27 protein-coding genes are annotated in these 22,686 nt (G+C 64.5%); 12 read left to right on the top strand and 15 right to left on the bottom strand.

Annotated elements, in window-relative coordinates; translation table 11 throughout:
* Nucleotides 1–189: 189 nt before the first annotated feature.
* The 11 genes from rpmH to D8Z78_RS12370 all read left to right on the top strand — a co-directional run bounded on the left by rpmH (nucleotide 190) and on the right by D8Z78_RS12370 (nucleotide 8,964).
* Complete coding sequence (gene rpmH, locus D8Z78_RS12420; protein WP_028092427.1) at nucleotides 190–324, top strand: 50S ribosomal protein L34; 135 nt, start codon at nucleotides 190–192, stop codon at nucleotides 322–324.
* A gap of 96 nt (nucleotides 325–420) precedes the next feature.
* Nucleotides 421–774 (top strand): ribonuclease P protein component, encoded by a 354-nt coding sequence (gene rnpA, locus D8Z78_RS12415; protein ID WP_121631295.1) that lies wholly within the window; start codon nucleotides 421–423, stop codon nucleotides 772–774.
* Nucleotides 771–992, top strand: a complete 222-nt coding sequence (yidD, locus tag D8Z78_RS12410; protein WP_121631263.1) for a membrane protein insertion efficiency factor YidD — start codon at nucleotides 771–773, stop codon at nucleotides 990–992. The genes rnpA and yidD overlap by 4 nt, the downstream gene beginning before the upstream one ends.
* 9 nt (nucleotides 993–1,001) lie before the next feature.
* Nucleotides 1,002–1,865 carry a tRNA 2-thiocytidine(32) synthetase TtcA gene (gene ttcA / locus D8Z78_RS12405; RefSeq protein WP_121631262.1) on the top strand — a complete coding sequence of 288 codons (864 nt, stop codon included), beginning with the start codon at nucleotides 1,002–1,004 and terminating at the stop codon, nucleotides 1,863–1,865.
* Nucleotides 1,866–1,934: 69 nt separating this feature from the next.
* Nucleotides 1,935–3,467 carry a putative bifunctional diguanylate cyclase/phosphodiesterase gene (locus D8Z78_RS12400; RefSeq protein ID WP_206169680.1) on the top strand — a complete coding sequence of 511 codons (1,533 nt, stop codon included), beginning with the start codon at nucleotides 1,935–1,937 and terminating at the stop codon, nucleotides 3,465–3,467.
* Nucleotides 3,468–3,644: 177 nt separating this feature from the next.
* Complete coding sequence (gene yidC / locus D8Z78_RS12395; RefSeq protein ID WP_121631261.1) at nucleotides 3,645–5,453, top strand: membrane protein insertase YidC; 1,809 nt, start codon at nucleotides 3,645–3,647, stop codon at nucleotides 5,451–5,453.
* On the top strand, nucleotides 5,450–6,193 hold the full coding sequence (locus D8Z78_RS12390; protein ID WP_121631260.1) for an MOSC domain-containing protein: 744 nt from the start codon (nucleotides 5,450–5,452) through the stop codon (nucleotides 6,191–6,193). Before yidC ends, D8Z78_RS12390 begins: the two co-directional genes overlap by 4 nt.
* Nucleotides 6,190–6,840 (top strand): ribosome biogenesis GTP-binding protein YihA/YsxC, encoded by a 651-nt coding sequence (gene yihA / locus D8Z78_RS12385; protein ID WP_121631259.1) that lies wholly within the window; start codon nucleotides 6,190–6,192, stop codon nucleotides 6,838–6,840. The genes D8Z78_RS12390 and yihA overlap by 4 nt, the downstream gene beginning before the upstream one ends.
* A gap of 101 nt (nucleotides 6,841–6,941) precedes the next feature.
* Nucleotides 6,942–7,829, top strand: a complete 888-nt coding sequence (argB, locus tag D8Z78_RS12380) for an acetylglutamate kinase (protein WP_121631258.1) — start codon at nucleotides 6,942–6,944, stop codon at nucleotides 7,827–7,829.
* Nucleotides 7,826–8,479 carry a ferredoxin gene (locus D8Z78_RS12375; protein WP_121631257.1) on the top strand — a complete coding sequence of 218 codons (654 nt, stop codon included), beginning with the start codon at nucleotides 7,826–7,828 and terminating at the stop codon, nucleotides 8,477–8,479. The genes argB and D8Z78_RS12375 overlap by 4 nt, the downstream gene beginning before the upstream one ends.
* Nucleotides 8,476–8,964 (top strand): SixA phosphatase family protein, encoded by a 489-nt coding sequence (locus D8Z78_RS12370; protein WP_121631256.1) that lies wholly within the window; start codon nucleotides 8,476–8,478, stop codon nucleotides 8,962–8,964. The genes D8Z78_RS12375 and D8Z78_RS12370 overlap by 4 nt, the downstream gene beginning before the upstream one ends.
* Before the next feature lie 9 nt (nucleotides 8,965–8,973).
* Here the strand turns inward: D8Z78_RS12370 and D8Z78_RS12365 are convergent, their stop codons facing one another.
* The 12 genes from D8Z78_RS12365 to rpsM form a co-directional block, all read right to left on the bottom strand.
* Complete coding sequence (locus D8Z78_RS12365; RefSeq protein WP_121631255.1) at nucleotides 8,974–9,981, bottom strand: amino acid ABC transporter substrate-binding protein; 1,008 nt, start codon at nucleotides 9,979–9,981, stop codon at nucleotides 8,974–8,976.
* 174 nt (nucleotides 9,982–10,155) lie between these two features.
* Entirely contained in the window at nucleotides 10,156–10,872 is a 717-nt protein-coding gene (locus D8Z78_RS12360) for an ATP12 family chaperone protein (RefSeq protein WP_121631254.1), read from the bottom strand.
* Nucleotides 10,869–11,540 (bottom strand): HAD-IA family hydrolase, encoded by a 672-nt coding sequence (locus D8Z78_RS12355; RefSeq protein WP_121631253.1) that lies wholly within the window; start codon nucleotides 11,538–11,540, stop codon nucleotides 10,869–10,871. Before D8Z78_RS12355 ends, D8Z78_RS12360 begins: the two co-directional genes overlap by 4 nt.
* The gene (locus D8Z78_RS12350) at nucleotides 11,537–12,580 is read right to left on the bottom strand and encodes an RluA family pseudouridine synthase (protein ID WP_121631252.1); all 1,044 of its coding nucleotides are present in this window, start codon (nucleotides 12,578–12,580) and stop codon (nucleotides 11,537–11,539) included. Before D8Z78_RS12350 ends, D8Z78_RS12355 begins: the two co-directional genes overlap by 4 nt.
* On the bottom strand, nucleotides 12,577–12,945 hold the full coding sequence (gene crcB / locus D8Z78_RS12345; protein WP_121631251.1) for a fluoride efflux transporter CrcB: 369 nt from the start codon (nucleotides 12,943–12,945) through the stop codon (nucleotides 12,577–12,579). The genes D8Z78_RS12350 and crcB overlap by 4 nt, the downstream gene beginning before the upstream one ends.
* Before the next feature lie 99 nt (nucleotides 12,946–13,044).
* A complete protein-coding gene (locus tag D8Z78_RS12340; RefSeq protein WP_121631250.1) occupies nucleotides 13,045–14,349 on the bottom strand; it encodes a replication-associated recombination protein A in 1,305 nt (434 codons plus the stop codon).
* The gene (locus D8Z78_RS12335) at nucleotides 14,349–15,722 is read right to left on the bottom strand and encodes a trypsin-like peptidase domain-containing protein (RefSeq protein ID WP_121631249.1); all 1,374 of its coding nucleotides are present in this window, start codon (nucleotides 15,720–15,722) and stop codon (nucleotides 14,349–14,351) included. Before D8Z78_RS12335 ends, D8Z78_RS12340 begins: the two co-directional genes overlap by 1 nt.
* 69 nt (nucleotides 15,723–15,791) lie before the next feature.
* Nucleotides 15,792–16,424 (bottom strand): YitT family protein, encoded by a 633-nt coding sequence (locus tag D8Z78_RS12330; RefSeq protein WP_121631248.1) that lies wholly within the window; start codon nucleotides 16,422–16,424, stop codon nucleotides 15,792–15,794.
* A gap of 105 nt (nucleotides 16,425–16,529) precedes the next feature.
* Nucleotides 16,530–16,949, bottom strand: coding sequence for a 50S ribosomal protein L17 (rplQ, locus tag D8Z78_RS12325; RefSeq protein WP_121631247.1), 420 nt, complete (start codon nucleotides 16,947–16,949; stop codon nucleotides 16,530–16,532).
* Nucleotides 16,950–17,077: 128 nt separating this feature from the next.
* Nucleotides 17,078–18,094: a DNA-directed RNA polymerase subunit alpha gene (locus tag D8Z78_RS12320; protein ID WP_121631246.1), complete on the bottom strand. Its 1,017-nt coding sequence runs from the start codon at nucleotides 18,092–18,094 to the stop codon at nucleotides 17,078–17,080.
* A 115-nt stretch (nucleotides 18,095–18,209) separates the two neighbouring features.
* Nucleotides 18,210–18,602 (bottom strand): 30S ribosomal protein S11, encoded by a 393-nt coding sequence (gene rpsK, locus D8Z78_RS12315; protein WP_058247669.1) that lies wholly within the window; start codon nucleotides 18,600–18,602, stop codon nucleotides 18,210–18,212.
* A 15-nt stretch (nucleotides 18,603–18,617) separates the two neighbouring features.
* Nucleotides 18,618–18,986 (bottom strand): 30S ribosomal protein S13, encoded by a 369-nt coding sequence (gene rpsM, locus D8Z78_RS12310; protein WP_121631245.1) that lies wholly within the window; start codon nucleotides 18,984–18,986, stop codon nucleotides 18,618–18,620.
* A gap of 281 nt (nucleotides 18,987–19,267) precedes the next feature.
* Here rpsM and D8Z78_RS12305 point away from each other — a divergent pair, with 281 nt between their 5' ends.
* Entirely contained in the window at nucleotides 19,268–19,684 is a 417-nt protein-coding gene (locus D8Z78_RS12305) for a BLUF domain-containing protein (RefSeq protein ID WP_164932952.1), read from the top strand.
* Nucleotides 19,685–19,738: 54 nt separating this feature from the next.
* On the opposite strand, the gene D8Z78_RS12300 is transcribed toward D8Z78_RS12305, so the two are convergent.
* The 3 genes from D8Z78_RS12300 to rplO form a co-directional block, all read right to left on the bottom strand.
* Nucleotides 19,739–20,383, bottom strand: a complete 645-nt coding sequence (locus D8Z78_RS12300) for an adenylate kinase (protein WP_121631243.1) — start codon at nucleotides 20,381–20,383, stop codon at nucleotides 19,739–19,741.
* Entirely contained in the window at nucleotides 20,380–21,747 is a 1,368-nt protein-coding gene (gene secY, locus D8Z78_RS12295) for a preprotein translocase subunit SecY (RefSeq protein WP_121631242.1), read from the bottom strand. Before secY ends, D8Z78_RS12300 begins: the two co-directional genes overlap by 4 nt.
* A 139-nt stretch (nucleotides 21,748–21,886) precedes the next feature.
* Nucleotides 21,887–22,348: a 50S ribosomal protein L15 gene (rplO, locus tag D8Z78_RS12290; protein ID WP_121631241.1), complete on the bottom strand. Its 462-nt coding sequence runs from the start codon at nucleotides 22,346–22,348 to the stop codon at nucleotides 21,887–21,889.
* Nucleotides 22,349–22,686 lie beyond the last annotated feature (338 nt).

Here is a 22,686-nt window from a genome sequence, read left to right as displayed (position 1 = left end):
CGGATCGTGAGGAATCCCGCCTTCCCGCCCCGTGTTGAAACATTTCCCCTGCGAAAACCGTCATGAATGTTGCAACAAGGCCCGATTCCCCGTTTGACAGGGCGCAAATGCCCGCCTATAGGCAGGGCTTCGAATGCCTAGCCCGTGCGAGTCACCTTCGCCGCGGGTCCATGACACGGAGTAGCCGCGATGAAACGCACTTTTCAGCCGTCGAACCTGGTTCGCAAGCGTCGCCACGGGTTCCGCGCCCGCATGGCCACCAAAGCTGGCCGCAAGGTTCTGAACGCACGCCGCGCCCGCGGCCGCAAGAGCCTGAGCGCATAAGTCCCAGCCCTCGTCCCCGGACGAGGCTGTGATTGCCTGCAAAAAGGTCGCCCGGGGCAATCCGCGGCGACCCTTTTGCATGTTGCGCAGGTTCTCATGCCCCAAAGCCACGCCCAGTTGCCCGTCCTGAAAAAGCGCGCCGAGTTCCTCAAGGCCGCACAGGCAAAGCGTGTGCCTGCCGGGTCCTTCCTGTTGCAGGCGCGCAAACGCCCCGAGGGCGAGGCCGACGGGGTGCGCGTCGGGTTCACCTGTTCCAAGAAGGTCGGCAATGCCGTGGCCCGCAACCGGGCCAAGCGCCGCCTGCGCGAGATCGCGCGCCTGATCTTGCCCGAACTCGGGCGGGATGGCTGGGATTACGTGCTGATTGGCCGGCGTGAGCAAACTGACACGCGCAATTTCGAGGCGTTGCAGGACGACCTGCGCCGCGCCTTGCGCAAGGCCCACGCATGACCCCGCTTGCCCATATCGCCGCCCTGCCCGTGCGCGCCTACAGGCTGGTGCTGTCGCCTTGGGTCGGGCATGGCTGCCGCTTCCACCCGACCTGCTCGGCCTATGCGCTCGAGGCGCTGGAAAAGCATGGCGCGATCAAGGGCAGCTGGCTGGCGCTTCGGCGCATCGGGCGCTGCAATCCGCTGGGTGGCTCCGGCATCGACAACGTACCGGATTGAGGTTTGCACATGCTGGACGACGGCGACGACATCCACCCGCTTTTCCACGGCGCCCCGAAGACCACCGAGTTCAAGAAGCTGCGCAAGCGGCTGGTGCAGGACGTGCGCGAGGCGGTCGAGCAATACGGCATGATCGAACCCGGCGCGCGCTGGTTGGTCTGCCTGTCCGGCGGCAAGGATAGCTATACGCTGCTGGCGGTCCTGCATGAACTGAAATGGCGCGGCCTGCTGCCGGTCGAGCTTCTGGCCTGCAATCTCGATCAGGGTCAGCCGGGCTTTCCGGCGACGGTTCTGCCTGAATTTCTTGAGAAAATGGGCGTTCCCCATCGGATCGAATATCAGGACACCTACTCCATCGTCACCGACAAGGTCCCCGCTGGGCGCACCTATTGCGCGCTCTGCTCACGTCTGCGCCGTGGCCACCTGTACCGCGTCGCCCGCGAGGAAGGCTGCAGCGCCGTCGTGCTGGGCCATCACCGCGATGACATCCTCGAGACCTTCTTCATGAACCTGTTCCACGGGGGGCGTCTGGCCACGATGCCACCCAAGCTGGTCAACGAGGAAGGCGACCTGTTCGTCTACCGCCCCCTCGCCCATGTGGCCGAGGCCGATTGCGAGCGATTCGCCCGTGCGATGGATTACCCGGTGATTCCATGCGACCTGTGCGGCTCTCAAGACGGGTTGCAGCGTCAACAGGTCAAGCAAATCCTTGATGGATGGGAGAAAAACAGCCCCGGACGGCGCAATGTCATGTTCCGGGCGCTGATGAATATCCGCCCGTCGCACATGCTCGACCCCAAGCTCTTCGACTTTGCGGGGCTGTTGCGTAGCGTAAACTGGACGAATTCGAGCGATATCCCGGACCTGCATTAATATCCGAGTTACGGATTGCCCTTAATTTGTCCCCGAAGACTTGGGGAAAGGGCGCTGCTCATGGCGGGCATGACCGCACGCATTGCTAGGGTGCAAAACTGGACACGCAAGCTGTTTCACGGGCCGCAGGCATTGGCATTCCTGCCCGCGGCCGTTTTGGCGGCTTTCTGGTTGGGGGGCGAACCTTTTTTGGTCGTCGCAGCCTTGGGAATGCCGCTGCTTTTCGTGTTCACCGGCCATTCGGCCGAACCGACGGCGGGCAGTCCGATCGACCCGGACAGTGACTTCGTCAATATGGCCGGTGCGGCGGAACTTGCCGAAAAGGCCCTGCAACGGGCTCGGGGCGCCAATCTTGCAACCGGGTGCATCCTGCTGGAACTCGATGGATTCAGCGATGTCGCGGAACGCGCGGGGGCGGCAACCGCCGATTCGATGCGCGACCTGTCGCTCAGCCGGCTGCGCAACACCTTGCGCCGTGGCGATCATGCGGTCCGGCTCAGCGACAACCGCTTCATGATTCTCTTGGCGCCGTCGCTGCGCCTCGACCTTGAGGCGCTGCTGCAATTGGCGACCCGGCTTCAGTCCTCGGTCGAGGAGCCTGCCTTGATCGAACATGCGACCCGCTACCTGTCAGCCTCAGTCGGCTTTTGCGGCAGCAGCCGCCTGCTCGACGATGCCACCGGCAAACAGATGCTCGAAGCCGCACAGGTTGCCCTGGCCGAGGCCATCACCAACGGTCCTTCGGCGATCCGCGCCTGGTCCGAGAACATGCGCGCGGCGCATCGCGACCAGACATCGCTGAAATCCGAGATTGACCGGGCGCTGGCCAATGGCCAGATCCAGCCTTGGTTTCAGCCGCAGGTCTGCACGTCGACCGGCGCGATCAGCGGTGTCGAGGCGCTCGCGCGCTGGATTCACCCCGAGCGCGGGATCGTCCCGCCTGCGCAGTTCCTGCGCGTGCTCGAGGAAACCGGCAAGATGCAGCGCCTCAGCGAGGTCATCCTGCAACATGCTTTGACCGCGTTGCGCAGCTGGGACCAGGCCGGGCTGTCGATTCCGCGGGTCAGCGTGAACTTCTCGGACAGCGAATTGCGCGACCCCCGTTTGGTGGAGCGAATCCAATGGGAGTTGGACCGTTTCGGACTGACGCCCCAGCGCTTGGGCATCGAAGTGCTCGAAACGGTGATTGCCGGCGCGCCCGAAGGTGTGGTTGCTCGCAATATCGTGACCTTGGGCGAAATGGGCTGCCATATCGACCTCGACGACTTCGGCACCGGACATGCCTCGATCACCTCGCTGCGGCGTTTCAAGGTGCACCGGCTGAAGATCGATCGCAGCTTCGTCACGCGGGTCGATCGGGACGAGGACCAGCACCGCATGCTGGCGGCCATCCTCGGCATGGCCGATCGCCTCGGCCTGGAAACCCTTGCTGAGGGCGTGGAAAGTGTTGGGGAACATGCGCTCCTTGCGCAACTTGGCTGCGATCACGTTCAAGGCTTCGGCATCGCGCGCCCCATGCCGCCCGACCAGATGGTCGACTGGGCGACCGAACATGCGGAACGCATCGCAGGCGCACATCGCCTTGGCCGCAGCTCTGGCTAAAGCACCGGGCGTGCCTTCCGGAAAGCCGGCGCTGCGAGGTATCGAGGACCCGCGCAGCCCGGGAAACCCGCAGCGATGTGCCGCAGAACCGGCAATAATCCGGGATTCCGCTTGACCTTTGAGGCGCGTGAGGTTTGAACCCAGCGGTGACTTTTCAAGGGAAAGGCGGCTGTCGCAATGGACGACCAGAACAAGAACCTCATCATCGCGACCGTTCTCAGTTCGCTCGTGATCCTGGTCTGGATGGTGTTCTTCCCCCCGACGCCACCGGCCGAAGACCCCAATGCCCCCGTGGCGGGCGAAACCGCAGCACCCGGCACGGCCGACGTGGCGGGCGTACCGTCCGCCGCGCCCGGTGGCGCAACGCCCGCGCCGGATGCGGTCGACGCGGCCGAAGCCCCGCGCGTGCCGCTTGATACGCCGCGCCTCGAGGGTACGATTTCCCTCACCGGGGGTCGGATCGACGATCTGCGTCTCAAGGACTACACCGAAGAGGTCGAACCGGATTCGCCAATCGTCCAGATCCTCGAACCGGCGGGCCAGCAGGGCGCTTATTACGCGCTTTACGGCTGGGCACCCGGCGCGGGACTCGACCTCGAGGATGTTCCGGGCGCGAATACCGAATGGACCATCGAGACCGGCGAGACCCTCACCACGGAGAGCCCGGTCATCCTGCGCTGGGACAGTCCGTCGGGCCTGATCTTCCGCCGCGCGATCTCGGTCGATCAGGATTACCTCTTTACCATCACGCAAAGCGTCGAGAACCCGGGTGACTCTGCGGTTTCGCTCGCGCCCTATGGCATCATCGCGCGGCACGGCGAACCCGCCAACCGTAAGAACTTCTTCATCCTGCACGAGGGTGTCGTGGCCATGGCTGACGGCACTCTGGCTGAAATCGACTACGCCGACATGCCGGATTTCGACGTGAACCAGAACGAAGGCGCCCGCGCCGAGGTCACGCAAGTAGCGGAAAACGGCTGGATTGGTTTCACCGACCACTACTGGATGACGTCGCTGATCCCTGCCCCCGGCACCGCGTTCAAACAGGTCGCCAAGTATAACGAGCGCAGCGATATCTATCAGACCGAGGCCGTGCTGCCGACGATGCAGGTCGAGGCCGGGGCGCAACAGGCCGTGACGACCCAGCTGTTTGCCGGGGCCAAGGAATGGGAAACCATCCGTGAGTACGAGAAGTCCGGCATCGAAGGGTTCCTCGACTCGATCGACTGGGGCTGGTTCTTCTTCCTGACCAAGCCGATCTTCGCCGTGCTGCACTGGCTCAACGCAGCCATCGGCAATATGGGCGTCGCGATCATCGTGCTGACCTTGCTGATCAAGGCGATCCTCTTCCCGCTGGCCTACAAATCCTACGTCTCGATGGCGAAGATGAAGGAATTGCAGCCCGAGATGGAAAAGATCAAGGAGCGCGTCGGTGACAACCGCGAGATGCTCCAGAAGGAGATGATGGCGCTCTACAAGAAGGAAAAGGTCAATCCGGCCGCAGGCTGTTTGCCGATCCTTCTGCAGATCCCGATCTTCTTCAGTCTTTACAAGGTGATCTTCGTCACGCTCGAATTGCGCCATGCCGACTTCTTCGGCCCGTTCAATGACCTGTCCGCACCGGACCCGACCTCGCTGTGGAACCTGTTCGGCGCCTTCCCATGGGCCGCGCCCGAAGCGGGCAGCATCCTCGCGCTGGTCTTCATCGGCATCCTGCCGATCCTGCTGGGCATCTCGATGTGGCTGCAACAGAAACTGAACCCGGCGCCCGCCGACCCGACGCAGCAGATGATCTTTGCATGGATGCCTTGGGTGTTCATGTTCATGCTGGGCGGTTTTGCCTCGGGCCTCGTGGTTTACTGGATCGCGAACAACACCATCACCTTCACCCAGCAATACATCATCATGCGCAGCCACGGGGCCAAACCGGACGTGTTCGGCAACATCAAGAAGGGCTTCAAGCGCAAGAAAGCCGATCAGAAATGACCGCCACGGTCACCCGGATCTGGCGATACCCGATCAAGAGCCACGGACGCGAGCCCCTCGCGTCCGTTCTTTTGTCAGAGGGTCTGCCCCTGCCGTTCGACCGGCTTTGGGCGGTGGCGCATGATGCGACAGATGTCGACGGGTCCGAATGGGCGTCCTGCCGGAACTTCACCCGCGTGGCCGGCTCTCCCAAGCTGGCCGCGATCACCGCGCGCATGATCGACGACCGCAGCCTGACCCTGTCACATCCCGAACGCCCGAACCTGACCTTTGCCCCCGATACGGAGGCGGCGGCGCTGCTGGACTGGCTACGGGGCTTCGTTCCCGAGAACCGCCCCCAACCCGCGCGGCTGCTGCGCGCCGGGGGGCGGCAATTCCTCGACAGTTCGAAGGGCGATATCACGCTGTGCAACATGGCCTCCCACCGGGCGATTGAGACATCGCTCGGGGTGGCGCTCGACATCGCCCGCTGGCGCGGCAACCTATGGATCGACGGCGCCGCGCCTTGGGCCGAATTCGACTGGATCGGCAAGCGCATCCGCATCGGGCAGGCCGTGCTCGAAATCCTTGGCCGGACCGAGCGCTGCCTCGCCACCCATGCCAACCCTGCCACCGGTGAACGCGATGCCGACATTCTCGCCACGCTCGACCGCTTTGGGCACCGCGACTTTTCGGTCAAGGCGCGCGTGACCCGCGGTGGCCCGGTGCATTTGAACGACCCTGTAGAGGTGCTGCGATGACCCTGCCTTTCCCCCTTGCCGAAGCGCCCGATGACGCCACGCGCGAAGCCGCGCGCAAGTTGTTCGTCGGCGATGTCGATTTCCTCAAAGGCGTGGTCGCCATGGATGGCCTGCCCCCCGACGACCGGATCGAGGTCTGCTTTGCCGGGCGTTCCAATGTTGGAAAATCAAGCCTGATCAACGCGCTGACCGGACGCAAGGGGCTGGCCCGCGCGTCGAACACCCCCGGCCGGACGCAGGAAATCAACTATTTCACGCTCGGCGCGGACCGCTATCTGGTCGACCTGCCCGGCTATGGTTTCGCCAATGCCCCGGTCGCCGTCGTCGAGAAATGGCAAGCCTTGCTGAAGAACTACCTGTCCGGGCGGCAATCGCTGCGCCGCGCCTTCGTGCTGATCGACCATCGGCATGGCGTGAAGGCTGTGGATGACGAGATCATGACCCTGCTCGACCGCTCTGCGGTGACCTTTCAGGTGGTCCTCACCAAGGAGGACAAGGTGAAGGCGGCGGATCGAAACAAGATCCTCGATCAGGTGCGCGGGAAACTGGCCAAACACCCCGCCGCCTATCCCGAACTGGTGGTGACCTCGTCCGAATATGGCGACGGCATCCCGACGCTGCGGTCGATCATCGCGGGCCTCGTCTGATCCGGCACGACAGGGCGTCGGGCGGGGCTGGCCCCGCCTCCCCTCTGGCAATCCCCGCACAGAACAGGCATGGTCGAAACCAGCCTTTTCGGGGACAGACAATGAGACCACGCAACATGAACCAGGACTGGATCGCCACCGCCCGCACGCTGTCAGAGGCGCTGCCCTACATGCAGCGCTACTCGGGTGCCGTCGTCGTCGTCAAATTCGGTGGCAACGCCATGGGGGACGCCGATGCCATGGCGTCTTTCGCGCGCGACATCGTCCTGATGCGTCAGGTCGGCGTGAACCCGGTCGTCGTGCATGGCGGCGGCCCGATGATCAACGAGATGCTCGCCAAGCTCAACATCGAAAGCCGCTTTGTCCGGGGCAAGCGCGTCACCGATCAGGCCACCGTCGAGGTGGTCGAGATGGTGCTGACCGGCCTCGTGAACAAGCGCATCGTGCAGGCGATCATGGATGAGGGCGGCCGCGCCGTTGGCCTGTCGGGCAAGGACGATGACCTGATCGTGTGCGAAGCGGACGACCCCGAACTGGGCTTTGTCGGTCGCCCGATCGAGATGAACGTTCAGGTGCTGCGCGACCTTTTCAACGCCGGGATCATCCCCGTCGTGGCCCCCGTCGCCACGGGCATGGACCCGCTCGAGACGTTCAACGTCAACGGCGATACCGCCGCAGGCGCCATCGCGGGGGCGCTCAAGGCCGACCGCCTGCTGTTGCTGACCGATGTGCAGGGCGTCAAGAACACCGAAGGTCAGGTCGTCACCCAACTGACCCCGGACGAGGTGCGCCAGATGACCGCCGATGGCGTCATCGCAGGCGGCATGATCCCCAAGACCGAGACCGCTCTGAAGGCCATCGAGGAGGGCGTGCGTGGCGTCGTCATCATCGACGGGCGGGTCGAGAATGCCTGCCTTCTGGAACTGTTCACCGAACACGGCTCGGGCTCGCTGATCCGCAATGCCGACCTGCCCAAGCTGAACGAGTGAGGGCGCTCGATGACCGCGCCCGGGCCGTCGGCCTGACCATCCGCGGGGCCCTTGAAGGTCCCGTGGACGGCGCGCCGCCGGGGACCCGCACGCTTGTCCTGCTCGGCCCGGACGAACCGGCCTTCTGGGCGCAGTTCACCGCGTCAGACGAATATGGCGATGGCGCGCCGCATCCGCTCGACCGCTGGTCGCGCCGCGTGATCTGCGATCTTGCAAGCGCCGAGGGCGGCACCGCCCTGTTCCCCTTCGACGGCCCGCCCTATGCGCCCTTCGTCAGTTGGGCGCTGGCCAGCGGGCGGGCTTGGATCTCGCCCGTGGGTCCCATGGTGCATGACGACGCCGGGCTGTTCATCAGCTATCGTGGCGCCATTGCCCTGCCGCGCGCCCTGCCCGTTCCAGCGCCCGGGCGACAGCCCTGCACAGGCTGCGCCGCGCCCTGCACCACCGCCTGCCCGGTCGGCGCCCTGTCGGCGGATCACCCCTATGACGTGGCGCGTTGTCTCGATCACATCACCACCGACGCGGGCGAAACCTGCCGCAGCCGGGGCTGCCTTGCCCGCCGCGCCTGTCCGACCGACACCGGCTTCCACCGCCGTGCCGGGCAATCTGCCTTCCACATGGATGCCTTCGTGAAAGCTCACCGCCCATGAAACGCCTGATCCTGATGCGCCATGCCAAGTCCGACTGGTCGATGGAGTTGGACGATCACGCCCGCCCGTTGAACAAGCGCGGCCTGCGGTCGGCCAAGGCATTGGGCGACTGGCTGCGGTCCAAAGGGTATCTTCCGGACGAGGTCCTGTGCTCGACCGCCACCCGCACCCGCGAAACGCTGGCCGGTTTGGACGTCGAGGCCGCGACCGAATTCGACCAAGCGCTGTACCATGCCCCCGCCTCGGTCATGTTGGAAACCCTGCAGGCCGCGCGTGCAGACTGTGTTCTGATGATCGGGCACAATCCGGGTATCGCGGCCTTTGCCCGGGCGCTGCCCGCGCGCGCGCCCGCGCATCCGCGCTTCGCCGACTACCCGACCTGCGCGACGCTGGTCGTGGATTTCGACAGTCCCGATTGGTCGAGCCTGACGCCCGGCTCGGGCCGCGTGCTGGATTTCGTGGTGCCCCGGGAATTGACGGAGTGACGTAGCCCCTCAGCGGAACGGCTGCGCGTAGAGCAATCCGCCGTCCGTCCATTGCGCGTTCAGCCCGCGCGACAGGCCGATCGGGGTGTTTTCCCCGATATTGCGGGCGAACAGCTCGCCGTAATTGCCACCGGCGCGGACGGCCTGCGCGGCCCAGTCCGGCTTCAGCCCCAGAACCTCGCCCAGAATTCCCTCGGTGCCCAGCAAGCGGTTGATCTCGGGCGTGTCACTGCCCGCGATCATCTCGTCGAGATTGGTCGAGGTCACACCCAGTTCCTCGGCGGCGATCAGCGCGTTGAGCACCCAGCGCACCACGTCCTCCCACTGGTCGTCGCCATGGCGGACAACGGGGCCGAGCGGCTCTTTCGAGATGATTTCCGGCAGGAGCACATGCTCGGACGGGTTCTGAAAGGTGGCGCGGATCGCGGCCAGCCCCGAGGCGTCGGTGGTGTAGACCTCACATTCTCCGTTCAGGTACAATTCCTGCGCATCGGCGGAGGTCTCGACCGGGATCGGGTCGTAGCTCATGTTGTTGCGGGCGAAATACTCGGCAAGGTTCGGCGCCGTGGTGGTGTCGGCCTGCACGCAAACGGTGCGGCCATCCAGTTCCTTCGCCGAGGAAATCCCCAGCGATTTCGGCACCATGAAGCCCTGTCCGTCGTAGTAGTTCACCCCGGCGAACTCCAACTGGCGCTCGACATCGTTGGTGAAGCTCCACGAGGTATTGCGCGCCAGAACGTCGATTTCACCCGACAGCAGCGAGGTGAAGCGCGACGAGGACGTGGTTTCGAAAAAGCTCACCGCGGTCGGATCGCCCAGCACGGCGGCGGCAATGGCGCGGCACAGGCCGACATCGAAACCGGACCATTCCCCCGCCCCGTTCTGCGAGGCAAAGCCCACGAGGCCGGAATTCACGCCGCAATTCAAGGTGCCGCGCGCCTTCACGTCGTCCAGCGTTCCCGCAACGGCCGCACCAGAGGTCAGGGCCATCGTGACGAGAAAAATAGTTCTGAACATGCGCCCCTCTTCCTGAGATCCTGCCGACCCCGTCTTTCTTGCCCTGAACGTCGGGCGTATCACGCACTTTTTCGGGCCAGCCCTGCCACGCTGCCCCGACGCGGGTAATTTGGTCGGATTTCGCCGACAAGGTCAAGGTAAGATACCATGACGAAAGGCTGATTTGGCCCTTGCCTACCGTTGCGGCAGGCACATCGCGTAATAGCGCGCAGCATGCAGGAATTCGCCTCGCTTGTATTCCGCCTGCGCGTGGGCCTCTTCGTCGCGACCCCACTGCTCTTCCTGCCAAGTCTCGTCGATGCGCGACAGGTCCCACAACGCATCCGGGGCGTCAACACCCCGCGTCACGGCCAACCCGATCACAAGCGAACCGCTCATCGAGACCAGATCGTGGAACGCAGCCAGTTCGAACGGCGACAGCGCGTGGACCTGCCGCAGCAGGATGTCCAGCGCGCGCGCGTCCTGCGGTTCGTGCATGACGCCGGTGCGCGGATGCAGGCGCGCGCCAAAGGTCAAATCCAGCCAGTCCAGCAGCGGGTCCCACGCGGCGGCCTGCCGGGCCACCAGTTCCTCGGGCGTTCCGGCCCGATAACAGGTCAGGTCCGCGTCGCCATAGGCCGCCAGCATGTCAGCCACCTCGGCGCGCTGGGTCGCCACCTTGTCGAGCGCGGAATTGGTCGTGCGGGTAAAGGGCATGGTGGCGGGGTTGACCTTGGCCTCCTGCGCCTCCCATTCCGCGGCCAGCGCCTCGGCCAGCGTGCGGGTGGGGACGTGGATGGGGGTCTTGGCCGGGGTCTTGATCCCGCGCCCGTCCAGCGTGACGGTAAAGCCCTGCGGGGCCTCGGTCACGGTGGTTTCCTTCCAGAATCGTTTAGGTGCCCATTCGCTCATGCGAGGTCTCCCAATGTCGTCAGAATTGTCTGTTCCAGCGCCTCTGCCGTGTCCACGACAGCCACGGCGTCGGTCAATTGGCGCGCCGGGTGGTAGCCCCACGAAACGCCGATGAACGGGATGCCAGCGGCGCGCGCCATATCCATGTCAAAGGTCGTGTCGCCGATCATCACGGCGTCTTGCGCGTCGACCCCGGTCTCCGACAGGCAGGCCTGCAGCATGGCCGGGTGCGGTTTCGAGGGGTAGTCGTCGCCCACCTGCGTCGTGACAAAGCGCACGTCCCAGTCGAGACTGCCCAGCAGCGCGGTCAACCCGCGCCGGGACTTGCCTGTGGCAATCCCCAGCAACAGCGGGTCGATGCGCGCCAACCGTTCCAGCATGTCATGGATGCCGGGATATGGAGACGAGCCGTTGCCCCCCGATTGCCGTAACGAGGCGTAGGTGTCCTTGTAGCGCTGCACCATCGCGGCCTGCACCTCGGCACCGTCACGGGGGGCGAGCGTTGCGACCGACAGTTCCAGCGCCCGGCCCACGAGCCGCAAGATCGCATCGCGCGGCGGCGCGGGGTGGCTCGACAGCTCGAACGCCGCGGTCATCGAGGCCACGATGTCGCCTTGACTGTCCACCAAGGTGCCATCCACGTCGAAGATCGCCAGTTTCAGGGTCATCGCAGCTTCTCGAACGGGTCCTCGTCCGCGAAGTCCGGCTCCCAGCCCAGCGTCTCCCAGCTTTGGGCCATGTGCTCGGGCAGGGGCGCGTGGATCACCACCGGCTTGCGCGTGACCGGATGGACAAAGCCCATGGTCCGCGCGTGCAGGTGCAGCTTTTTCGAGATGATCCCGCCCAACTGCGCGCCCCAGCCATCGCCGAGGTTTTCCTGACCCGAGCCACCATATTTGCCGTCTCCGATGATCGGGTGCCCGATCTCGGCCATATGCGCGCGCAATTGGTGGGTGCGGCCCGTGACCGGCTCCATCGCGACCCATGCCGCACGGCTGGCGACCCGGTAGAGCGTCGCGTACAGCGTATGTGCGCGCTTGGCGCCGGGCGTGTCGTCGATCTCGCGCGGGTGGATGCAGCGCATCTTTTCATTCTCGCCGCCCGAGCCATGGCCGGGGGCCTTGACCAGCCCGAACTTGATCTCGCCCAGATAGGGCGTCGGAACGCCAGCGACCAAGGCCCAGTAGATCTTGCGGGTTTCCTTGTGGCGCATGGCGGCGGTCAGCCCCTTGGCCGCCTCGCGCGTGCGCGCGAGCAGCAGCACGCCCGAGGTATCCTTGTCCAGACGATGCACAAGGCGCGGCTTGTCCTCGTAATCGCCCTGAAGCGCCTCGGCCAGACCGTCCACATGGCGGGTCTGCTTGCTGCCGCCTTGGGTGGGCAGACCGGCGGGCTTGTTCAGGGCAATGATATGCTCGTCCTGCCAGATCACGCAGTCGCGGATCAGCTTGGCGTCCTTTTCCGAAACGCGCGATTTCTGCGCGCCTTCGACCTGCCCCGGTTCGGGGATCGGCGGGATGCGCACCTGCTGGCCGACCTCGACCCGGGTCGAGCCCTTGACCCGGCCACCATCGATGCGGATTTCGCCCTTGCGGCACATCTTTTCGATGCGCGTCTGGGCCAGATGCGGGAACTTGCGCTTGAGCCAGCGGTCAAGCCGCTGATCGCCGTCGCCCGGCCCCACGGTGATCGTCTGTACCCGGCTCATGTCAGGCTCCTTGCCAAAAGTAATCCCGCGAACAGCGCGGCGATGGAAACGGCGACCGATGCGGCGACATAGCCGCCCGCCAGCGCCACTTGCCCCCGTTCATACAGCGTCACCACGTCCAGCGAAAAGGCCGAGAAGGTGGTGAAGCCGCCCAGCAGCCCGGTCATCAGAAGCGGCGCAAAGCGGTTGCCGGTCTGCGCCAGCACCACGACCAGCACCCCCATGAGGAATGAGCCGACGATGTTCACCGTCAGCGTCCCCCATGGGAAGCCCTTGCCCAGCAGGCGGGCCATCATCAGGCCGGTCATGTAGCGCAGCGATGCGCCGATCGCGCCGCCGAGGGCGACTTGGAAGATGGGTGTCATGGGCGTTGCCTTGGCGGTTCGCCGTGGGGATGTCAAGGAAAGGGGGCTTTGCCCCCGCGCCTGCGGCGCTCCCCCGGGTATTTGAGCCAAGAAAAAACCCTATGCGTTCCGTTTCGCCCGAAGTTTGGCGAAATAGTCGACGCGTTTCTTCAGATCGCGTTCAAAGCCGCGTTCGACCGGGGCGTAGAATTGCACGCGATCCATGTCGTCGGGGAAGTAATCCTGACCGCTGAACCCGTCTTCGGCGTCGTGGTCATAGGCGTAGCCCGCGCCATAGCCCTGATCCTTCATCAGGGATGTGGGCGCGTTGAGGATATGCTTGGGCGGCATCAGGCTGCCGGTTTCCTTGGCTGCGCGGCGGGCGGCCTTGTAGGCGTTGTAAACCGCGTTCGATTTGGGCGCGAGGGCGAGATAGACCAGCGCCTGCGCGATGGCGAGTTCCCCCTCGGGCGAGCCGAGCCGTTCATAGGTCTCCCAAGCCTGCACGCAATGGGCCTGCGCCTGCGGATCGGCGAGGCTGATATCCTCGACCGCCATGCGGGTGATGCGGCGGGCGAGATAGCGGGGGTCCTCACCCGCCTCCAGCATCCTCGCGTACCAGTACAGCGCCGCATCCGGGTCGGAGCCGCGCACGGACTTGTGCAGGGCAGAGATCAGGTTGTAATGGCCGTCGCCGGATTTGTCGTATTGCGCGGCGCGCTTCATCAGGCGGGTCTTGAGCGCATTGGTGTCGAGGGTTTTCTCGCTGCGCCAGCTCATCACCTGTTCGACGAGGTTCAGCGCCGCGCGCCCGTCGCCATCGGCCATGTTGCGCAGAGCGGCGCGGGCGTCCTCGTCCAGCGGCAGGGTGCGGCCCAGTTCGGTTTCGGAGCGGTGCAGCAGGTCTTCGAGGTCGTCATCGCTGAGCCGTTCCAGCACCAGAACCTGCGCGCGCGACAGCACGGCGCGGTTCAGCTCGAAACTGGGGTTTTCCGTCGTGGCGCCCACCAGCAGGATCGTCCCGTCCTCCATATGGGGCAGGAAGCTGTCCTGTTGCGCCTTGTTGAAGCGGTGGATTTCGTCGACGAACAGAAGCGTGCCCTGCCCGGTGCGGCGGCGTTGCTTGGCCGCGTCGAAGACCTTGCGCAGTTCCGGCACGCCGGAAAAGATCGCGCTGATCTGGACGAAATACAGGTCAGTTTCATGCGCCAAGAGACGGGCGATGGTCGTCTTGCCGACCCCCGGAGGCCCCCAGAAGATGATCGAGCCGAGCGTGCCTGCTTCGAGCATGACGGTCAGCGGGGCTTCGGGGCCAAGCACCTGTTTCTGGCCGATCACCTCGGCCAGCGTCTGCGGGCGCAGCCGGTCGGCCAAGGGGCGATGCCCGCCTTCGGCGATGCCGCCGGTGTCGAACAGGTCTGCCATCAGAGCCGGAACCGCAGCAACAACCGGCGATTGCCACGCTCGGCCTCCAGCTGGACGCGGGGCGCGGCCAGTCGCAGCATCGCCGCGACATCGCCCGGCTGGCGCACGATGCGGCCATTGATCCCGCGCAGGATATCGCCTGCCACCAGCCCGACGCGCGCGCCATAGGGGCCGGGATCGATGACCGCCACGCCCTCGGCCTGCATCGGCAGGCCCAGCTCGGCGGCCACGGCGGGGTTGACCAGCGCCAGCTTCAGCCCCGGCAACACTGCGCTTTCGCCCAGCGAGACGGCCCGGCGATCGGGCCGGTCGGGCGGCGCGATCATCGGCACCATCGCCTCGTGCAGATCGCCCCCGGAGGCATAACCGATCCGCGCGTCCTGACCGATGCCCCGGATCGACATGCGGAACAGCATCTCGGCGGGCGCGTTCACGGGCTGGCCGTCCACCTCCAGCACCACGTCGCCGCGCCGCAGGCCGGCCTCGGCAAAGGGGCTTTGCGGGTGCAACTCGGTGATGACGACGCCGCCGGGCAGGTCAAGCCCCAGCGTCTGGGACAGGTCCTGATCGACCGGCTGGCCCGTCAAACCCGCCCATGGCCGCTGAAAGCGCGCCTCGCCGTCCTGCGCCTGCGCCACGAATTGCGCGACGAGACTGGCCGGGATGGCAAAGCCGATCCCGTTGGACCCGCCCGAGCGCGTCAGAATCGAGGTGTTGATGCCGATCAGCGCGCCGTTCACGTCGATCAACGCGCCGCCGGAATTGCCCGGATTGATCGGCGCGTCGGTCTGGATGAAATAGCCGCGCCCGTTGCCGGTGGCCGTGCCCGTCCGCGCCAGTCCCGACACGATCCCCGACGACACGGTCTGGCCCACGCCAAAAGGGTTGCCGATGGCCAGCACCAGTTCGCCCACCTCGACCGTGTCACTGTCGCGCAGCGGCAGGTGCGGCATGTCTCGCGCACCGTCGAGTTGCAGGATGGCGAGGTCGGCCTCTTCGTCCGCCAGCAGCACGCGGGCCTCGTATTCCTGCCGGGTGTTCAGCACCACGCGAATGTCGGTCGCCTGCCCCACCACGTGGTAATTCGACACGACGATGCCGTCCTCGGACAGGATCACCCCCGAGCCGAGCGAGTTCTGCACCCGCGGGCGCCCCTGAAGATCGCCGAAGAAGTTGCGAAAGAACGGGTCCTCGGCAAAGGGGCTGCGCTCCTGCACGACGCGGCTGGCATAGATGTTGACCACCGCCGGGGCGGCTTGTTTGACCAGCGGCGCGAAACTCAGGGAAATCTCGGCCTGCGATTGCGGCACCTGCTGGGCCGGGGCGGTCACGGGCAGGGCTAGGCAGATCAGGGCAAGAACAAACCGGCGCATCGTCATCCCTTTGCTATGAACTGCCCCCTATGTGTGCCGACGGACCCGCAAACGCAAGGGAGCCATACCCTACCCCTCGCCCCCCGGCGATGGGCGGCCGTAGCCCGGGCGGCCGGTCCGGCTTTGCGCGATCTCGAAATTCCAGACAATGGCGAGGTTGGTGATCATCGCGCCGATGAAGGAATAGACCAGCTGGCCGGGCGTCAGCACGAAGGCCGCCGCGAGGAAGACGCAGGCATCCACCGCCAGCTGGAACCACCCGGCCTTGAACCCGGTCTTGTGTTCCAGAATGATCCCGAGGATCGTCATCCCCCCGGCGCTGGCATTGTGCCGAAAGATCGCGATCAGGCCCATGCCGCTGCACATGCCGCCCAGCACGGCGGCCACCCACGTGTCCAGCCGCTCGAACAGGACGATGCTGCCAAGGTATTGCGACAGGGTCGAGATGCCCGCCACCACGAGAATGGTGCGAATCGCGAATTCGGCGCCGCGCTTGACCCATGCGAGGATCAGGAACGGCACACCGATGGCGAAGAACAGCGGGCCGAAGCCCAGCGGCAACACGTAGGAGAGCAGCAGCGCGATGCCCGCGGTCTGCCCGGTCACGAGCCCCCCTGCCTTGAGGAAGACCACGCTGAGGCTGGTCATGACGATGCCGAAGGCAAGGCCCTGGATGTCGAAGGTGGTCAAGCTGCGTCGCATTCTCGGGCTCCTGTTTGCGCGCATTCTGCAGCGCAGCACGGCGAGACACAAAGAAAAAGCCCCGCCATTTCTGGCAGGGCTTCGAAAATTCGCGGGAAAGTCCGCTTATTCGTCGGCGTCGACGTCGGCGGCGACGCGGGCCTTGTCGGCTGCGCCCTTGGCGTCGACATCGCGGTCGACCAGTTCGATGATCGCCATCGGCGCCATGTCACCGTAACGGAAGCCGGCCTTCAGCACGCGGCAGTAGCCGCCATTGCGGTCCTTGTAGCGCGGGCCGAGGATTTCGAACAGCTTGGCGACGTCCTTGTCTTGCTTCAGCTGGGCGGCGGCCTGACGGCGGGCGTGCATGTCGCCGCGCTTGCCCAGCGTGATCAGCTTGTCGATGACGCGCTTGAGTTCTTTCGCCTTGGGCAGGGTCGTCTTGATCTGCTCGTGCTCGATCAGCGAGCCGGCCATGTTCGAGAAGAGCGCCTTGCGGTGCTCATGGGTGCGGTTGAGGCGGCGATAGCCTTTTGCGTGACGCATGTGTCTTACTCCATTTGCCCTCTACGGGCGGTTTTGCTTTGTCCGGCGGTCCATGCGTGGCGGACCACTCTCCTTGGGGCAGGTGCCCGGAGTAGGATGGGTGATCACCCATCCTACCCAATCTTGTCTCAGAACGAGTCTTCCAGCTTCTTGGCCAGATCCTCGATGTTGTCCGGCGGCCAGTCCTCGACATCCATGCCAAGGTGCAGGCCCATGCCCGACAGCACTTCCTTGATCTCGTTCAAGGACTTGCGGCCGAAGTTCGGGGTACGCAGCATCTCCGCTTCGGTCTTCTGGATCAGGTCGCCGATATAGACGATGTTGTCGTTCTTCAGGCAGTTTGCAGACCGCACCGACAGTTCGAGTTCGTCGACCTTCTTCAGCAGCAGCGGGTTGAATTCCAGACCGTCATCGTCGTCCTGACGCTGTGCCGATTCCGGCTCGTCGAAGTTGACGAAGATCGACAGCTGGTCCTGAAGGATGCGCGCCGCAAAGGCAATCGCGTCCTCGGGCGTGACCGAGCCGTCGGTCTCGACCTTCATGGTCAGCTTGTCGTAGTCCAGAACCTGACCTTCGCGGGTCGGCTGCACGTCATAGGCGACCTTCTTGACCGGCGAATAGATCGCGTCGATCGGGATCAGGCCGATGGGCGCGTCTTCCGGCTTGTTCTTGTCAGCCGAGACGTAGCCCTTGCCGGTGTTCACCGTGAATTCCATGTAGACCTCTGCACCCTCGTCGAGGTGGCAGATCACGTGGTCGCGGTTCAGGATCTCGATCCCGTTGGTCTCGGTGATGTCACCTGCGGTGACGGCGCCGGGGCCCTTGGCATTGACCGACAGGCGCTTGGGCCCCTCGACTTCCATGCGCAGGGAAACCTGCTTGAGGTTCAGGATGATGTCGGTCACGTCTTCACGCACCCCGTCCACGGACGAGAATTCGTGCAGGACGTTGTCGATCTGAACGCTGGTGATGGCCGCACCCTGAAGCGACGACAGCAGCACGCGCCGCAGCGCGTTGCCCAGCGTCAGACCAAAGCCACGCTCCAGCGGCTCGGCGACCATCGTCGCCTGACGGGACGGATCAGCGCCCGGCTTGATCTCAAGCTGTGTCGGCTTGATCAGTTCGGCCCAATTCTTATGGATCATGCAAGTCCCTCCATACCTGCCGCTGCCCCATGTCCGTAAGGCAGCGACGCCCGAGGTTTAAAATGCCAAACCGAGGGCGGACAAGAGCCCGCCCCCGGAGGTAATCTGTCGCAAATCAGACGCGGCGGCGCTTCGGCGGGCGGCAGCCGTTATGAGCGATCGGCGTCACGTCGCGGATCGACGTGATGTTGAAGCCAACGGCAGCCAGAGCGCGCAGCGCCGATTCACGACCCGAACCGGGGCCCTGCACTTCGACTTCCAGCGTCTTCACGCCGTGTTCCTGTGCCTTCTTGCCCGCATCTTCGGCGGCCAGCTGGGCGGCGTAGGGGGTCGATTTGCGCGAGCCCTTGAAGCCCATGGTGCCAGCGGAGGACCAGGAGATTGCGTTGCCCTGAACGTCGGAGATCAGGATTTTGGTGTTGTTGAAGGTCGAGTTCACATGCGCAACGCCGGCTGCGATGTTCTTGGAGACCTTCTTCTTGCCACCACGGCGGGTATCACGTGCCATAGGTCAGATCCTCCCTTATTTCTTCTTGCCAGCGATGGCCTTTGCGGGGCCTTTGCGGGTACGAGCGTTGGTGTGGGTCCGCTGACCGCGCACCGGGAGGTTGCGACGATGGCGCAGGCCGCGATAGCAGCCGAGGTCCATCAGGCGCTTGATGTTCATCTGCACGTCGCGGCGCAGGTCGCCTTCGACGGTCAGGTTGGCGTCGATGTATTCACGCACCGACAGCACTTCGGCGTCGGACAGTTCGTTCACGCGACGCGACACGTCGATATTGGTCGCCGCGCAAATTTCCTTTGCGATGGCCGGTCCAATGCCGTGGATATAGGTGAGTGCGATGGGCACCCGCTTGTTGGTCGGGATGTTAACGCCGGCAATACGTGCCAAGGGTCATTTCCTTTCGTTGCGAGCCCGTCATTCCGGGCCCTTTTTTCACAACATGAGGCCCGAGGCATCTGCCACCGGGCCCAGGCTGATCAGGTGATCTTTGGTTTGGGCGCGACCCGCACCAAAAGCGTGGTCTCTGTTCAGAGATGCGGGTGGTTACGCAGATTCGCCGGTGGCGTCAAGCCCTGTGAGGCAAATTGCCGACAGGGCGCTTTGCGGGTGGCGGTTTTGCCGGATTTCTGTAGGGTCGAACGGTCGCCCAAACCATGAAAGGGGCCGGCATGTTGGTTCAGACCCTTTACACCAGCCAGGCGCAGATGCCCATGGCCGACGCCGGGAACGGCCATATCCTGCTCGAGGCGCTGGCCTACAATCCCCATCACGGGCTGACCGGCTTCCTGTTCCGGTCGCGGAACCATTTCCTGCAATTCCTCGAAGGGACCGAGCATGACGTCAAGGAGGTGATGGCGCGGATTACGCTGGACCCGCGTCACGAACAGATCCTTGCCTGGCCGCTGGTCCCGACCTCTGCGCGGTTGTTCGGCGATTGGACCATGGGCTTTGCCGGGGGCGTGGCCGAACCCGAAGTCCTGTTGATCCGCAGCCTGCCGCGCACGGTCGAGACGCTGGCCACCTTGCGACCCAAGCTGCGCGAGATGGCCGCCCCCTATTTCTCGGACCCGGTGAACGCACACTGAAACGAAAAAGGCCACGCCCTGCGGCGCGGCCCCGATGCCCTGCAAGCAGGCGGCTCAGCTGTCCAGCTTCTCCGCGATGGCGGCCTTGATCTCGTCGATCTCACCCAGTCCGTCGACCCGACTGTGAATGCCCGCGTGGTAGTAATAGCCGATCAGCGGCGAGGTCTGCTTGTAATACGCCATCAGGCGCGTGCGCAGGCTGTCCTCGTTGTCGTCGGCGCGGCGCTTGAACTCGGTCCCACCGCATTTCACGCATTTGCCATCCGCCGGGATCGGCTTGGTCACATCGTTGTAGACCTCGCCACAATCACCACAGGTCGAGCGCGCAGTGATGCGTTTGACCAATGCCTCGTCCTCGACCCGCAGTTCGACGACCTTGTCCAGCGTCTGGCCCATTTCCTCCAGCAGCTCGCCCAAGGCATCCGCCTGCTTCAGCGTGCGCGGGAAGCCGTCAAAGATGAAACCCGCCGCTTCGGTGGTTTCCAGCTTCTCGCGGATCAGGCCGATGACGATCTCGTCGGTGACGAGGTTGCCCGAGGCCATCACCTCGGCCACGACCTTGCCCATTTCGGTGCCGCTGTCCTTGGCTTCGCGCAGCATGTCGCCGGTCGAAAGCTGGACCATGTTGCGCTCTTCCACCAGAATGCGCGCTTGCGTTCCCTTACCCGCCCCCGGCGGTCCCAGAAGAATGATATTCATCGCCGAGCCGGTGCCCCCCGTTTTTTGCGTCCCTTACCCTTACCACGCAGCTGCGATTTCTGGATGAGACCTTCGTATTGATGTGCCAACAGGTGGCTCTGAACCTGCTGGATGGTGTCCATGACGACGCTGACGACGATCAGCACAGAGGTGCCGCCGAAATAGAACGGAATGGCCAGTTGCGTGCGCAGGATTTCCGGCAGCAGCGCGACCAGGGCCAGATAGCCCGCGCCGATCACGAGGATGCGGTTGACCACGTATTCGAGGTAGTCGGCGGTCTTCTTGCCGGGGCGGATGCCGGGCACGAAGCCGTTCTGGTTCTTGAGATTGTCGGCCACGTCATCGGGTTTGAACGACACGTTGAATGTGTAGAAATACGCGAAGAAGATGATCATCGCCGCGAAGAACGCCAGATAGAGCGGCTGGCCCGGCCCGAAATAGGCAAGGATCGTCGACATGATCGGGCTGGTGGTGCCCGACTGGCTGAAGGTCGCGATGGTGGTCGGCAGCAGCAGCAGGGACGAGGCGAAGATCGCCGGGATCACGCCCGCCGGGTTCACCTTGACCGGCAGGTGGCTGTTCTGCGCCTCGGTCATCTTCATGCCGACTTGACGGCGGGGATACTGGATCGTGATCTTTCGAAGCGCGCGTTCCATGAACACGACAAACATGATCACCGCGACGACCATGATGATCACCCCGACGATCACCGCCGGGCTGATGGCACCGGACCGGCCCGAGGCAAAGAACTGCGCCAGAGCGGCGGGGATTTCGGCGATGATGCCGACGAAGATGATCAGCGAGATGCCGTTGCCGATGCCGCGCTGGGTGATCTGCTCACCCAGCCACATCAGGAACATCGTGCCGCCGACCAGCGTGATCACCGTCGCGGCGCGGAAATACCAACCCGGATCGGTCGCAAGGTCCCCGGCCTCCAGCGACACGGCAAGGCCATAGGCCTGCAAGGTCGCCAGCGCGACGGTGCCGTAGCGGGTGTATTGGTTGATCTTCTTGCGGCCCTGCTCGCCCTCTTTCTTCAGCTGTTCCAGTGCCGGGACCATGGCGGTCAGCAGCTGCACGATGATCGAGGCGGAGATGTAGGGCATGATCCCGAGGGCAAAGATCCCCATCCGTCCCAGCGCACCGCCGGTGAACATGGACACCATGCCAGCCACACCCTGCCCCGCCTGCTCGACGAAGTCGCGCAGCGCCGCACCGTCGATGCCGGGAACCGGGATAAACGTGCCCAGCCGGTAGACGATCAGCAGCCCAAGGGTAAAGAAGATGCGGTTGCGCAGGTCGGTGGCTTTGCCAAGCGCCGCCCACGACGTGTTTGCGGCCATTTGCTCTGCTGCGGATACCATGCGGATCTCTCTATCATGCAAACGCCGCCACGACGCGTTTTCCTGCATCGGGCGGCGCAATTTGGAAAACTTTGGGGCCTATGTAAGCGGCGCGGACGCCGCTCACAACCCGCGAAGTGCCCCCGAGGGCACCCCAAGCTTATTCCGCGGCCGCCACTTTCAGCGAACCACCAGCCTTTTCAACGGCTTCGATCGCCGATTTCGAGGCACCGGTCACGTCGATCGTCAGGGCCGAGGTGACATCACCCTTGGCGAGAACGCGGATGCCGTCCAGCTTGCGGCGGACCAGACCGGAGGCCACGAGGGTCTCTTCGGTGATGGAACCAGCGTCCAGCTTGCCAGCTTCGACGAATTTCTGGATCAGGCCGAGGTTGACGACAGCGAATGCCTTGCGGTTCGGCTTGTTGAAGCCACGCTTGGGCAGGCGCTGGTACAGCGGCATCTGGCCGCCTTCGTAGCCATTGATGGCCACACCCGAACGCGATTTCTGGCCCTTGATACCACGGCCACCCATCTTGCCCTTGCCCGAACCCGGGCCACGGCCGATGCGTTTCTTACGCTGGGTTGCGCCTTCGTTGTCGCGCAGTTCATGAAGTTTCATATCGCTTCTCCTTGCCGGATGTGACCCCCGAAGCGGAATTGGATCAACCACGGCTTTTCTTGATTGTGTGAGTCGGACCCATGCGGGCCACCGGGGGCGTATAGCGGGGGTCGCCCTGCGGATCAAGGGCCTACCAACGCACCTTGGCGCTGACCCGCCCGTGGAAGGCCCGACCCTGCGATGTCACGTCCCCGTCCGGCCACTAATGGACAGCGCTCTCCGGGCGATTTCTTACGTCATTCCCGGCTGGGCGGAGCGGTGTGGGTGATGTCGGAGGCCTCTGGCGCCAACGCACATGGATCGCGGTCTGGTTTGGGTGGGGGTCGGCGCGTTGGGCA

It is taken from the genome of Tropicibacter alexandrii (assembly GCF_003667315.2).
In the GTDB taxonomy this organism is placed as follows: Bacteria; Pseudomonadota; Alphaproteobacteria; order Rhodobacterales; family Rhodobacteraceae; genus Tropicibacter; species Tropicibacter alexandrii.
This window is presented reverse-complemented; position numbering and strand designations above follow the sequence as displayed.

Bases quoted from the DNA above. Each gene is read 5' to 3' on its own strand.
- rpmH (WP_028092427.1), top strand. From the start codon at position 190: ATGAAACGCACTTTTCAGCCGTCGAACCTGGTTCGCAAGCGTCGCCAC.
- rnpA (WP_121631295.1), top strand. From the start codon at position 421: ATGCCCCAAAGCCACGCCCAGTTGCCCGTCCTGAAAAAGCGCGCCGAG.
- yidD (WP_121631263.1), top strand. From the start codon at position 771: ATGACCCCGCTTGCCCATATCGCCGCCCTGCCCGTGCGCGCCTACAGG.
- ttcA (WP_121631262.1), top strand. From the start codon at position 1,002: ATGCTGGACGACGGCGACGACATCCACCCGCTTTTCCACGGCGCCCCG.
- D8Z78_RS12400 (WP_206169680.1), top strand. From the start codon at position 1,935: ATGACCGCACGCATTGCTAGGGTGCAAAACTGGACACGCAAGCTGTTT.
- yidC (WP_121631261.1), top strand. From the start codon at position 3,645: ATGGACGACCAGAACAAGAACCTCATCATCGCGACCGTTCTCAGTTCG.
- D8Z78_RS12390 (WP_121631260.1), top strand. From the start codon at position 5,450: ATGACCGCCACGGTCACCCGGATCTGGCGATACCCGATCAAGAGCCAC.
- yihA (WP_121631259.1), top strand. From the start codon at position 6,190: ATGACCCTGCCTTTCCCCCTTGCCGAAGCGCCCGATGACGCCACGCGC.
- argB (WP_121631258.1), top strand. From the start codon at position 6,942: ATGAGACCACGCAACATGAACCAGGACTGGATCGCCACCGCCCGCACG.
- D8Z78_RS12370 (WP_121631256.1), top strand. From the start codon at position 8,476: ATGAAACGCCTGATCCTGATGCGCCATGCCAAGTCCGACTGGTCGATG.
- D8Z78_RS12365 (WP_121631255.1), bottom strand. From the start codon at position 9,981: ATGTTCAGAACTATTTTTCTCGTCACGATGGCCCTGACCTCTGGTGCG.
- D8Z78_RS12360 (WP_121631254.1), bottom strand. From the start codon at position 10,872: ATGAGCGAATGGGCACCTAAACGATTCTGGAAGGAAACCACCGTGACC.
- D8Z78_RS12355 (WP_121631253.1), bottom strand. From the start codon at position 11,540: ATGACCCTGAAACTGGCGATCTTCGACGTGGATGGCACCTTGGTGGAC.
- D8Z78_RS12350 (WP_121631252.1), bottom strand. From the start codon at position 12,580: ATGAGCCGGGTACAGACGATCACCGTGGGGCCGGGCGACGGCGATCAG.
- crcB (WP_121631251.1), bottom strand. From the start codon at position 12,945: ATGACACCCATCTTCCAAGTCGCCCTCGGCGGCGCGATCGGCGCATCG.
- D8Z78_RS12340 (WP_121631250.1), bottom strand. From the start codon at position 14,349: ATGGCAGACCTGTTCGACACCGGCGGCATCGCCGAAGGCGGGCATCGC.
- D8Z78_RS12335 (WP_121631249.1), bottom strand. From the start codon at position 15,722: ATGCGCCGGTTTGTTCTTGCCCTGATCTGCCTAGCCCTGCCCGTGACC.
- D8Z78_RS12330 (WP_121631248.1), bottom strand. From the start codon at position 16,424: ATGCGACGCAGCTTGACCACCTTCGACATCCAGGGCCTTGCCTTCGGC.
- rplQ (WP_121631247.1), bottom strand. From the start codon at position 16,949: ATGCGTCACGCAAAAGGCTATCGCCGCCTCAACCGCACCCATGAGCAC.
- D8Z78_RS12320 (WP_121631246.1), bottom strand. From the start codon at position 18,094: ATGATCCATAAGAATTGGGCCGAACTGATCAAGCCGACACAGCTTGAG.
- rpsK (WP_058247669.1), bottom strand. From the start codon at position 18,602: ATGGCACGTGATACCCGCCGTGGTGGCAAGAAGAAGGTCTCCAAGAAC.
- D8Z78_RS12305 (WP_164932952.1), top strand. From the start codon at position 19,268: ATGTTGGTTCAGACCCTTTACACCAGCCAGGCGCAGATGCCCATGGCC.
- D8Z78_RS12300 (WP_121631243.1), bottom strand. From the start codon at position 20,383: ATGAATATCATTCTTCTGGGACCGCCGGGGGCGGGTAAGGGAACGCAA.
- secY (WP_121631242.1), bottom strand. From the start codon at position 21,747: ATGGTATCCGCAGCAGAGCAAATGGCCGCAAACACGTCGTGGGCGGCG.
- rplO (WP_121631241.1), bottom strand. From the start codon at position 22,348: ATGAAACTTCATGAACTGCGCGACAACGAAGGCGCAACCCAGCGTAAG.